Below are 11743 nucleotides of genomic sequence, written 5' to 3'. Positions count from 1 at the left end.
ACCAGCGTGATCCGCAGCGGTTCGTAGAGCGACAGCAGCTTGATCAGCGAGTGCACGGTGCGGCCGTATTTCAGATCGCCGGTCAGCAGCAGGTGAGCGCCGGCCAGCGGCTTGCCCAGCCGCGCGAACTCCTTGGTGATGGTGTAGACGTCCAGCAGCGCCTGGCTCGGGTGCTCGCCGGGGCCGTCGCCGCCGTTGATCACCGGCACCTGGGTCGCTTCGGCGAATTCCGCCACCGAGCCCTGCTCGGGGTGGCGCATGACGATGGCATCGACGTAACCGCCCATCACTCGGCTGGTGTCGTAGAGCGATTCCCCCTTGGCCATCGACGAGAAGGTGAAGCCGGTGGTGTCGCAGACGCTGCCGCCGAGCCGGCAGAAGGCGGCGTTGAAGCTGATGCGGGTTCGGGTGCTGGCCTCGAAGAACAGATTGCCGAGCACGGCGCCTTCGAGCACGCGGGTCACCTTGCGCCGCTGGGCGATCGGCTCCATGCGCTCGGCAATGCGGATCAGGTGGTCGACGGCGTCACGGGAGAGCGAGTCGACGGAAAGCAGGTGCGCGGGCATCGGGAAACCTCGTTGGCGGCAGGTGGCGAAATCGGGCTGGCCGAGCGTAGCGGCCTTGGTCGGGCGCTCGGTCGGGCGCTTGGTCGGGCGATAGTGTAGCGCCGTGCGTCACCGGCTTCACGCCCGGCGGCGATATCGTCCTGGCTGTCGAGTATTCCCGTGCGTCGGACTGGTCAACCGTCCACGGGCGGCCGTCTCCTGCAGCGTCGCCGATACCGTTAACCTGGCTTAAGATCCGGTAGCGGGATTTGAATGAATCCGCCCAGGCTTCCTATGCTCATGGAGCGTCGCGGCAATCCATTGGAGGATTCGCCGCGGCGAGAAGAGACGGCGCCATTCAGCCGCCATCGTTCATTCGATTCCATTCAGGAGGGAGCCAGAATGTCAGAATCGCATTTTCCCCCGCAGCATCAAGCGCAGCAGCCGGGCGACGAGCATGACATGCAGCCCGAGCCGGAGTTCATTCGCGACGACTATCGCGGCACCGACAAGCTCAAGGGCAAGGTGGCACTGATTACCGGTGGCGACAGCGGTATCGGCCGCGCCGTGGCGGTGCACTACGCCCGTGAAGGGGCCGATTGCGCCGTGGTCTACCTCGATGAGGATCGCGATGCGGAAGACACCAAGGCGCTGGTCGAAGCCGAAGGTCAGCGTTGCCTGCTGCTCAAGGGCGACGTGGCCGAATCCGCGTTCTGTCGTGAAGCGGTCGAGCGCACGTGTCAAGAGCTGGGCGGCCTCAATATCCTCGTCAACAACGCTGCCGAGCAGCACGACTGGGACGACGTCACCGAGATCACCGACGAACAGCTGCAGCGCACCTTCGCCACCAATATCTTCAGCCACTTCTATTTCGTGCGCGAAGCCCTGCCGCACATGAGCGCCGGTGACACGATCATCGCGACGTCATCGGTCAACGCCTTCAAGGGTAACGCGACGCTGATCGACTATTCTTCCACCAAAGGGGCGATCCAGGGGCTGGTACGTTCGCTGGCGCAGTCGCTGGTGGATCGCGAGATCCGCGTCAATGCGGTGGCGCCGGGTCCGGTCTGGACGCCGTTGATTCCGGCCAGCTTCGATGACGAGAAGGTCGAAAGCTTTGGCGGGCAGGTGCCGATGCAGCGCGCCGGCCAACCCAGCGAGATGGGCCCGGCCTACGTCTACCTGGCCAGCCAGGAATCTTCCTACATGACTGGCCAGACGATTCATCTGAATGGCGGGGTGATCCTGAATACCTGAGGAAACACTGCATAAGTGTCTGTGCAGGCGAATCGGCTTCGTTGCGCGGTGCTGGAGCGCCAGCCCGGTCGAATCCTCACATATATCCCAATATGCTCCGGTTGCTGCGCTCCGTGCGCCTTGCGACGGAATGCCGCCCACTTCATCCTGCTCGACGACTTATTCAGCGTTTCCAGAGGCAAAGTGCCTGCGCTCGACGACTTTTCGGACCAAGCACCTATGCCGGCGGTTCGGTCGGCGTCTTGCCGCCGATCTTGGCGGTGATCTCGCGGGCGGTCTCGGCGACCAGGGCGGCAAGCTCGGGCAGGCGGGAGTCGTCGATCCGGGCCACCGGGCCGGAGACGGAGATCGCGGCCAGCGGCAGGCCGCTTTCGTCGTGGAGCGTGGCGGCAACGCAGTTGAGACCGATGGCATGCTCCTCGCGATCGACGGCGTAGCCTTGGCGGCGAATCTCGGCCAGCTGCTCGCGCAGCCTGCCGACATCGGTCAGCGTGTTGGGCGTTTCCCCTTCCAGCGTGCGTCCGGCCACGATCTGCTCGAACTCCTGCGGCGGCATCCACGCCAACAGCGCCTTGCCGACACCGGAAGCGTGAAGCGGCGCCCGCGAGCCGAGTCGCGTGATCATCCGCATCATCTGCTTGGATTCGCTCTGGGCGAGATAGACCACCATGCCGTCGTCGCGGATGCCGAGATTGGCCGTTTCCCCGGTGGTGGCGGTTAGACGGCGCAGAAACGGGCGCGCGGTGGCGACGAAATCCCGCGCTTCTAGAAAGCTGTTGCCGATGCGGAAGGTCTTGACGTCGATCTTCCACAGGCCGCTTTCGACGTCCTGGGTGATGAAGCCCTGCTGGAACAGCGCCTGCAACAGGCGGTGCGTGGTCGAGGGCGCCAGATCGACGTCTTCGGCGATATCGGAAAGTGCCAGCCCGTCCGGGGCCGCGGCCAGCCCTTCCAGAATGGTCAGACCCCGTACCAGCGACTGACTGTGTCCGCCGCTGCTCTTGGCGCTGCCGGCCGGCCGGCCGACGGCGCGGCGTTTGTGCTCCGCCGCGCCGTGTCGCTGCTGATCGGTTGCTGTCGCCCGATTCTGCTTCTGGTCAGTCGCCCGATTCCGCTTCTGGTCAGTCGCCCGATTCCGCTCCTGGTCAGTCGCCCGATTCCGCTCCTGGTCAGTCGCCCGATTCCGCTCTTTGTCCGTCACCCGTCGCCGCTCTCGTGTTCGTCCGTGGTCAGGCGCTCAGGATAACCGCTCGCTCCCCCAGTGTCTGCGCGCTAGCGGCTACGACTTTCGGTCGTTCGCTGCTCCAGACGCAGCAGCGCGATCCGGTGGATCTGCTCGATGGCGGTGCGACGCTCCTCTTCCGGGGTGTGATTCAGGCGCGTCTCGAACGCCGCGAGGATGGCGTGGCGGTCGAGCCCGCGAACGGCGATCACGAAGGGGAATTCGAAGCGCTCGCGGTAGGCTTGGTTGAGCTCCTCGAAGCGGGCGAACTCTGCCGGCGTGCACTGGTCCAGGCCGGCGCCGGCCTGCTCCGAGCGGGAGTCGTCGGTCAGCTCGCCGGCCACCGCCGCCTTGCCGGCCAGATCGGGATGGGCGCGGATCAGCGCGAGCTGGGCCTCCGGCGATGCCGCGTCTACCTGCTGGCGCAGCCGCCCGGCCAGCCCGGCGGGGGTGTCCTGCGCCTCGCCGAGGCCGGTGTCCCAGCTCTGCGCCGCGATCCACGGCGAGTGTTCGTAGATCTCGCCATAACTGGCGATGAAGGCGTCGCGATCGAGCTGGCTGGGGCGCGGGGAGAGAAGCATTGTGGTCATGAGGACTCCGGTTGACCTTTGTATACAAACGCACTTGAATGAGGCTAACGCTTTCCGCGCCCGGCAATCCACTGTTTTCGCGCCCGCCGCGCATGCCACCCTATCGAGGTCTTCATGAGCGAAACTCCCCACGGCTATCTGACCACTCACGTGCTGGACACGGCGCTTGGCCGCCCCGCCAGCGACCTGCGCATCGAGCTCTATCGGCTGGAGGGCGGCACGCGCCTGCGTCTGGCCGATGTGAAGACCAACGCCGACGGCCGTTGCGACGCGCCGCTGCTCGAAGGCAACGACTTCACCGCAGGCGTCTACGAACTGCTGTTTCACGCCGGTGACTATTTACGGGCCGGCCACACATCCGGCTTACGCGCCAGCCAGGCTGCCGAGAGGCATTTTCTCGATCGGATTCCACTGCAGTTCACGGTCGATGCACCGAACGAGCATTATCACGTGCCGCTGTTGCTGTCGCCGTATAGTTACTCGACCTACCGGGGCAGCTGATGACAACGACACTGATCCGCAACGCCGAGCTGATCGCGACGTTCGACGATGCCGAGCGCGAGCTGCGCAACGCCAGTATCCGGCTGGAGGACGATCGCATCGCTGCCATCGGCCCGGCGGAAGCGCTGACAGAAGAGCGAGCCGGACCGGCCGACGTCGTCATCGATGCTCGCGGCCATGTGATCCTGCCGGGGCTGGTGAATACCCACCATCACTTCTACCAGACCCTGACGCGCAACCTGCCCGCCGGGCAGAACGCCGAGCTGTTCGACTGGCTGGTGACGCACTATCCGATCTGGGCGAGGCTCGATCCGGAGTCGATCCACGCCAGTAGCCAGATCGCGGCCGCCGAGCTGCTGCTCTCCGGCTGCACCACGGCGGCGGATCACACTTACCTCTGGCCCAACGGCGCGAGCATCGACGACCAGATCGCGGCGGTCTCCGAGCTGGGGCTGCGCTTTCACGCCTCGCGCGGTTCGATGTCGGTGGGCGAGTCCCAGGGCGGGCTGCCGCCGGACAGCGTGGTGGAGTCGGAACAGGCGATCCTCGACGATACCCAGCGTGCCATCGAGCGCTATCACGATGCGTCCGAGCGAGCGATGACCCGCATCGTGGTCGCGCCCTGTTCCCCGTTCTCAGTTTCCCGCGAGCTGATGGTCGAGAGCGCCGCGCTGGCCCGCCATTACGGCGTGCATCTGCATACGCACCTGGCCGAGACCCGCGACGAGGAAGCTTTCTGCCGCGAACGCTTCGGCTGCACGCCGGTGGAATACGCCGAGCAGGTCGGCTGGGTCGGCAGCGACGTCTGGTTTGCGCACATGGTGCATCCGCATGCCGACGAGATCACACGGCTCGGTGGCCACTGCTGTGGCGCCGCGCACTGCCCCAGTTCCAACATGCGGCTCGGATCGGGGATCGCCCCGGTGATGGCGATGCATCGGGCCGGCATGCGCGTCGGCCTGGGGGTCGATGGCAGCGCCTCCAACGACGGCTCGCACCTGCTGGCGGAGGCGCGCCAGGCGATGCTGCTGGGACGGCTGCAGGGCGACATGAGCGAGATCACCGCCCGCCGGATGCTGTGGTTCGCCACCCGTGGCGGGGCATCGGTACTGGGGCGGGACGATATCGGCCAGCTCGCGGTGGGCAAGGCCGCCGATCTCATCGGCTTCCGGCTCGATTCGCTGGCGCTGGCCGGCGGCGCGCTCCACGATCCGCTGGCGTCGCTGGTGTTCTGCCAGCCGCCGAACGTCGACCTGTCGATCGTCAACGGCGTGCGGCGCGTCGAAGGGGGCCGGCTGCTCGGTCACGATCTCGACGCCATGGTGGCGAGGCACAACGCCTGCGCCCGGCGGCTGGTCGAGGGTTGAGGAAGGCGGAGGCTGTCATCTCCAAGGGCGGCGTATACAATCGAGCCATGGATCGATGGACGTGGAAAAGTACGCTGGGTGGAGCGAACAACGATGGCAACAACCGCGAACGCAGCGGCAGGGCGGGATGAAGGGCAAGCCGGCAAGCCGGCCAGGCGCAGCCGGGGCGCCGGCAAGGCGGGCAACGGCGCCGAGCGTCACGAAGCGATCTATCAGCAGATTCGCGAGGCGATCGTCGAGCATCGTCTTCGGCCCGGGGCGCGTCTGCGCGAGGACGCGCTGGCGGAGGTGTTCGGTGTCAGCCGCACCGGCATTCGCAAGATTCTCCAGCGACTGGCGCTCGAGTATCTGGTAACGCTGACGCCACGCCGGGGCGCCAGCGTCAGCCGACCCACGATCGAGGAGGCGCGAGACGTCTTCGCCGCTCGCCAGCTGGTCGAATGCCAGCTGATGCCGTGGGTTTCCCGCCGGCTCAAGCCGGCCGACGCCAAGGCGTTGCGCGAGCTGGCGAAGAGCGAACGCCAGGCCTTGCGGGCCGGCGAGCAGAGCCGGGCCATCCAGCTTTCCGCCCAGTTCCACCAGCGCCTGGCCGAACTCTCCGGCAATACGCCGCTGGCCGAGTTCATCGAGCGCCTGTGTTCGCGCTCCTCGCTGATCCTGGCGGTCTATGGGTCCTCCGGCCATCTGGGCTGCGAATCCCACGATCACGACGAACTGGTCACGATGCTGGAAGCTGGCAAGGAAGCGCGCGCGGTCGCCTTCATGCAGCGCCACCTCAAGGCGATCGAAGCATCGCTCTCGATCGAGGAGAGTGGCGACGAGGCGCCGGACTTGGCGCAGATATTCGGCTAGCCGAAGTATATTCGCTCGGTTGCTACTGACTTAGTGGTGTGATCGCTCGAAATCATCATCTTTTTCAATGATTTAAGAAGCGCAAACTATCGTCTTTTGCAAGCGCCTCGCTGCGTTAAGCAATTTCGCGGGCTTGCCTAATTCTTCCTGTAACTGCTTCTTTCTGTGGCTGCTCTCTGCGTTTCTCATTCCTGGCCCATATTTGGCGGATGCTGCTTTCTGCGCCTCTATCCGGCTCAAACCTGTTGAGTGCATGATAGCGCCTCTATACATTGGCTTATCAATTTAGGTCAGGGCACTGCTCCGCCCGTGAGATCCTGCCGCCTCAGACGGGGCGGCAACACCATCGCCCATAGGAAGCGAAAACATGGCCGAGATGGAAGATCGCTGGTTATCCGTAGATGAAATAGGCAAGCACCTGGGTGTTAGCAATGACACGGTATACCGCTGGATAGACAAGCACTCCATGCCAGCCCACCGGGTGGGCCGTTTTTGGAAGTTCAAGAAAGATGAGATTGATGAGTGGGTACGCAACGGCGGAGCAAGTGACACCAGTGGCGACAATGGCAGAAAATCATAAGTCGCTAGCCCGGTTGGGGTTTCGTTTCGAGCGGGGAGGAGCACACAGCTCCCGAACCATGATGCTCGACGAACTGGCAGCGCTTCTTGGCTATGTCGACCGCGAAGATGCCTCGAAAAGCGACTACCTCCGGGCTGTCGAAGAGGACAATTGCCTCGCCAAACGCTCAGGAAAAACCCGTAAGTTGACCTACCGTCACCTGACGGATCTCTATTCTCTGGATACCGCCCACATCCTGTTTCGCGCCCTCCGGCATTTTTGGAAGCGGGATGAAGCAGGACGACCACTGCTGGCCGTGCTGTGCGCCTATGCTCGCGACTCCATCTTCCGCTCCACGGCACCCTTAATCTTGAAATGTCCGGAAGGGACAGTGATTAACAGGGAGTTCCTGGAAGAATTTATCGATAGCCAGGAACCTGGCCGCTTCAGCAAGGCAACCCTGAAATCGACGGCGCAGAACATCAACTCAAGCTGGACCAAGTCTGGCCACTTGAACGGTAGGGTGAAAAAAATTCGCGCCCATCCCACACCAACCTCGGGGAGTGTTTCATACGCACTTTTGCTCGGATACCTGACCGGAGCCCGGGGGCAGGAACTCTTTCGCACCGAATATATAAAACTGCTCGACTGCCCACGCGACAAAGCCATCGAGCTCGCGGAGGGCGCCTCACGCAAAGGCTGGATAACCTTCAAGCGGGTAGGGGATGTGATCGAGGTGCTTTTCCCCAGCCTTATCAACCAGCAGGAACAGGAGTGGCTGCGTGAGCAGGGTTAAACGGTTAGTACATTCCTACAGCAGGCATATATCCATCCCCTGGCGGGACGATGCGGCTGCCGCACAGCGCGTCATTTTCTGCGTGTACAACGAGAACGAGGAGCGCTGGCTCCGGGCCCGGGTCGATGAGTTTGAAATTGTCACCAAACAGGCCGGCCACGACTGGGCGCTGTTTGATTTGACCAACACCTTTGCGGCCTGGCTCAGTAGCCAGCGCTACGCCAAGAGCTACTTCCAGAAGCCGCATTTGCTGGCCACTGTGCTGCCCAAATATCTCGATTACATCGTGGATGAGTTCGAACGCTTTCTGGGCAGCCGCACTATTGATGAGAACGCCGTGGTGGCAATCCAGGGCGTTGGATCACTGTTCGGTTTCCTCAAGGTGAAGGATGTGGTCGACAAGCTTGCCCCCCGGGTACCCGGACGGTTGCTGGTATTCTTTCCTGGAAGCTACGAAAACAATAACTACCGACTGCTGGACGGTTACGACGGGTGGAACTATCTCGCCATGCCTATCACGGCGGATAAGGATTACTGAATAAGAGGTTGTTAATGAAGAATCGTGACATTTATCAGAAGGATCCAACCACCCGGAAGCTGGTCAACGAAGGGGTGGCAAGCGTCAACGACGAAACTACCAGCCATGCCCTGGCGGTTCTTCGTTACGAACTGGAAACGTTCGTTTGCGATGGTCAGTACGAAAAAGGGATGTCACACATCCTCGAAACCTACCTCAAGAATATCGATCAGGCCCAGCAGCCGGCAGTGTGGGTGAGTGGGTTCTATGGGTCCGGTAAATCCCACCTCGTCAAAATGCTGCGGGCACTGTGGGTGGATACCGTCTTCGAAGACGGAGCCACGGCCCGGGGAATCGCCAAATTGCCCCAGGGCATCAGCGATCACCTGAGAGAACTCAGCACTCAAGCCAAGCGTCATGGCGGCCTGCATGCCGCTTCCGGCACTTTGGGCTCCGGTGCCAGCGGCAGTGTGCGCCTCGCCCTTCTCAGAATTCTGTTTAAATCTGTGGACTTGCCTGAGCAGTACCCGGTTGCCCGCTTCGTCATGTGGCTCAGACACGAGGGCATCTATGACCAGGTGCGCAATCAGGTGGAAGCCAACGGCTTCGACTGGAATGAAGAGCTGGATAATTTCTACGTAGCTGAGGGTCTGCACGATGCCCTGGTACAGGCCAAGCCTGCCCTGTTTACCTCACCAGCATCTTGCGTCGAAACCCTGAACAACCTGTATCCGTACGTTCAGGACATCTCCAGTGACGATATGCTCAAGGCCATTCGCCAAGCTTTGACACAAGAGGGCAAATTCCCGCTGACGTTGGTCGTTCTGGACGAAGTTCAGCAGTTCATTGGCGAGGACAGCCAGCGCTCTATCGCCGTACAGGAAGTGGTGGAAGCATGCTGCAAGAACTTTGCTGGCAAGCTTCTGTTCATTGGTACCGGTCAGACCGCCGTTACCGGCACCAGTAACCTGAAAAAGCTCGAGGGCCGTTTCACGATCCGCGTTGAGCTCTCGGACGCCGATGTGGATGCCGTGATCCGCCAAGTCATCCTGGCCAAGAAGCCGGAAGCCAAGTCCCCCATTGAGCAGATCATGCAAACCAACCTGGGGGAAATTTCCAGGCACTTGGCCGGGACCACCCTCGGCCACCGTCAGGATGACTTGCCCTACTTCCCACAGGATTATCCCATCCTGCCGGTTCGCAGACGTTTCTGGGAAAACACCCTTCGCGTGCTGGATCAAACGGGCACCGACAGCCAGTTGCGCAACCAGCTCAGCATGGTGCACAAGGTCATCCAGACCAACCTGGAGGCCCCTCTGGGCTATGTGGTGCCAGCCGATTACCTGTACTTCGATTCCGCCGACAAACTACTCCAGTCGCGCATTCTGCCCCGCAAGGTTCATGAAAAAACCATGAGCTGGATCAAGGGCTCGGACGACGAACGCCTGATGGCTCGTGCCTGTGGCCTGGTGTTCCTGATCAACAAGCTGGGCGGTCAGAACAACGAAGTCGGCATTCGTGCCACGGTGGATTCCCTGGCGGACTTGCTTGTCGAGGACCTGTCCAGCGGGAGTAGCAGCCTGCGCAGCAAACTTCCGGGATTGCTGGATCGCTGCGAGCTGCTGATGAAAGTCGGCGATGAGTACCGCATCCAGACCGAAGAGAGCGCCGCTTGGACCGATGAATTCCTCAGCCAACGCGCGGCCCTATCCAGCGAGGCGCACCGCATTCATGCCGAACGCGATGACCGTATCCGCCGCACCTTTGGCGAGGCGGCCCGCAAGCTGTCGCTGGTTCAGGGTGATGCAAAAGTCACCCGCGATATTTACCCGGTATTCGACGCGCAGCTGCCAGACGATGCCGACCAACGCATTTGCGTCTGGGTTCGGGATGGATGGAGCGGCGACGAGAACTCCGTACGCGCCGATGCCCGGCAAGCCGGTAACCAATCGCCCACCGTATTCGTGTTCATCCCCAAGCGCTCTGCCGATGACCTACGCCACCATTTGATCGACTACAAGGCCGCCAGTGCCACCTTGGACAAGCGGGGCGTGCCCAACACCCCGGAGGGCACAGAGGCCCGGGCTGCCATGGAAACCACCAAGCAGACTGCTGAGGGCAAGATCCGGGAATTACTGAACGAAGCCTTCTCCGGAGCCCGTGTTTTCCAGGGGGGCGGTAACGAGATTCTGGGCAACGATCTCCAGGAAATGATTCTGGAAGCCGCCAACAACGCCCTGCAACGGCTTTACCCTCACTTCCATACCGCTGACCATGCCGGCTGGTCCAAGGTTTACGAAAAGGCCCAGAAAGGTGCCCCAGACGCCCTCAAGGCCGTGGGAGATGATGGCGAGCCGGCCAAGAACCCAGTGTGCAAAGCCATTCTGGCAGCCATTGCCGGCGGCAAAAAAGGTGCGGATATTCGCACCCATTTTGAGTCCTCTCCCTATGGCTGGTCCCGCGACGCCGTGGACGGAGGCCTCCAGGCCCTGTTGGTGGCTGGCCTTATCCGCGCCCAGGACGAACGCGGCCAACCTCTTGAACCCTCCAGCCTGGAGCGCAAGAGCATTGGCAAAACCCTGTTCAAGGTCGAGTCCGCCACCGTCACTACCCCCCAGCGTATTCAAATCCGTAAGCTACTGCAGAAGGTGGGTTTGTCCGCCAAGCAGGGTGAGGAGCTGGCGTATGTGCCTCAGTTCCTTCAGAAGCTTTCCGACCTGGCTGACGAGGCCGGCGGGGAGGCGCCCAAACCGGAGCGCCCGGACACCAGCTTTCTTGACGATATTCGCCTCACCGCCGGCAACGAGCAATTGGTGGCGCTCTATAACCGGCGCGAAGAGCTGGCCTCCAACATCGAGACCTGGGAGCACCTCTCGGAGCGCATTCATCAGCGTTGGCCCAACTGGACAGTATTGAAGCGACTGATGTCCCATGCAGGCGGGCTCGACGATGCCGATGTCTTCCGGGCTCAGGTGGAAACTATTGAACAGCAGCGACAGTTGCTGACCGACCCCGATCCAGTGGCCCCGCTGATTACCAGCCTGACACAGGCGCTCCGGGATGCACTGAATCGACTGGACCAGGATTACCAGAAACGCCACGAGCAAGGCATGGCTCGTCTGGCCGATGACAGCAACTGGCAGCAACTGGAGCCCGAACAGCGAAACCAGCTGTTGGCAGACCAGCGCCTGACCCTGGCGGATCAGCCCAAGGTCGCGGTTCAATCCACCCAAGAGGTGTTGAACACGCTGGATCAGTGCGCTCTGGCCATGTTTGCCGATCGAGTCGCCGCACTTCCCAGCCGCTTTGACAACGTGGCCGTGGCGGCAGCCGAGCAGTGCGAGCCGGAGATACAGTTTATCCATGTACCCCGCCGCACGCTGAAGTCTGACGCAGACATCGATGCCTGGGCCGAGGAAGTGAAGCAACAACTCAAGGCTGCGCTGCCAGACGGGCCAATTTCCGTCAAATAAAGAGCCAGTTAAATAACGGGAAAAACTGTGATCAAGGCACCTCGACAAATCGTAGCGAGCCGCC

General features: G+C 62.1%; 10 protein-coding genes and 1 pseudogene. 8 read left to right on the top strand and 3 right to left on the bottom strand.

Annotated features, from left to right (window positions below; genetic code table 11):
* Window positions 1-566, bottom strand: a pseudogene (locus tag R3F72_RS13430) (aspartate carbamoyltransferase); the annotation flags it as partial.
* Window positions 567-947: 381 nt separating this feature from the next.
* On the opposite strand from R3F72_RS13430, the gene R3F72_RS13425 reads away from it, so the two are divergent.
* Window positions 948-1802: an SDR family oxidoreductase gene (locus R3F72_RS13425; protein ID WP_332779900.1), complete on the top strand. Its 855-nt coding sequence runs from the start codon at window positions 948-950 to the stop codon at window positions 1800-1802.
* A gap of 217 nt (window positions 1803-2019) precedes the next feature.
* On the opposite strand, the gene R3F72_RS13420 is transcribed toward R3F72_RS13425, so the two are convergent.
* On the bottom strand, window positions 2020-3003 hold the full coding sequence (locus R3F72_RS13420; RefSeq protein ID WP_332779899.1) for an IclR family transcriptional regulator: 984 nt from the start codon (window positions 3001-3003) through the stop codon (window positions 2020-2022).
* Window positions 3004-3074: 71 nt separating this feature from the next.
* Window positions 3075-3614, bottom strand: a complete 540-nt coding sequence (uraD, locus tag R3F72_RS13415) for a 2-oxo-4-hydroxy-4-carboxy-5-ureidoimidazoline decarboxylase (RefSeq protein ID WP_332779898.1) — start codon at window positions 3612-3614, stop codon at window positions 3075-3077.
* Window positions 3615-3728: 114 nt separating this feature from the next.
* Here uraD and uraH point away from each other — a divergent pair, with 114 nt between their 5' ends.
* From uraH to brxC, 7 genes are all read left to right on the top strand, one after another.
* A complete protein-coding gene (uraH, locus tag R3F72_RS13410) occupies window positions 3729-4115 on the top strand; it encodes a hydroxyisourate hydrolase (RefSeq protein WP_332779897.1) in 387 nt (128 codons plus the stop codon).
* Window positions 4115-5482, top strand: a complete 1368-nt coding sequence (locus tag R3F72_RS13405; protein ID WP_332779896.1) for an 8-oxoguanine deaminase — start codon at window positions 4115-4117, stop codon at window positions 5480-5482. The genes uraH and R3F72_RS13405 overlap by 1 nt, the downstream gene beginning before the upstream one ends.
* A 93-nt stretch (window positions 5483-5575) precedes the next feature.
* A complete protein-coding gene (locus R3F72_RS13400) occupies window positions 5576-6334 on the top strand; it encodes a GntR family transcriptional regulator (protein WP_332779895.1) in 759 nt (252 codons plus the stop codon).
* A gap of 367 nt (window positions 6335-6701) precedes the next feature.
* Window positions 6702-6914: a helix-turn-helix domain-containing protein gene (locus tag R3F72_RS13395; protein WP_332779894.1), complete on the top strand. Its 213-nt coding sequence runs from the start codon at window positions 6702-6704 to the stop codon at window positions 6912-6914.
* A 61-nt stretch (window positions 6915-6975) separates the two neighbouring features.
* Window positions 6976-7689: a hypothetical protein gene (locus tag R3F72_RS13390; protein ID WP_332779893.1), complete on the top strand. Its 714-nt coding sequence runs from the start codon at window positions 6976-6978 to the stop codon at window positions 7687-7689.
* Window positions 7676-8227, top strand: coding sequence for a BREX protein BrxB domain-containing protein (locus R3F72_RS13385; protein ID WP_332779892.1), 552 nt, complete (start codon window positions 7676-7678; stop codon window positions 8225-8227). The genes R3F72_RS13390 and R3F72_RS13385 overlap by 14 nt, the downstream gene beginning before the upstream one ends.
* 14 nt (window positions 8228-8241) lie before the next feature.
* On the top strand, window positions 8242-11679 hold the full coding sequence (brxC, locus tag R3F72_RS13380; RefSeq protein ID WP_332779891.1) for a BREX system P-loop protein BrxC: 3438 nt from the start codon (window positions 8242-8244) through the stop codon (window positions 11677-11679).
* The last annotated feature ends 64 nt before the right edge of the window (window positions 11680-11743 follow it).

The organism is Salinicola sp. 4072, from assembly GCF_036663415.1.
In the GTDB taxonomy this organism is placed as follows: domain Bacteria; phylum Pseudomonadota; class Gammaproteobacteria; order Pseudomonadales; family Halomonadaceae; genus Salinicola; species Salinicola salarius_A.
Note: the sequence above shows the minus strand (reverse complement) of the source record. Positions and strands in the feature narration are given on the sequence as shown.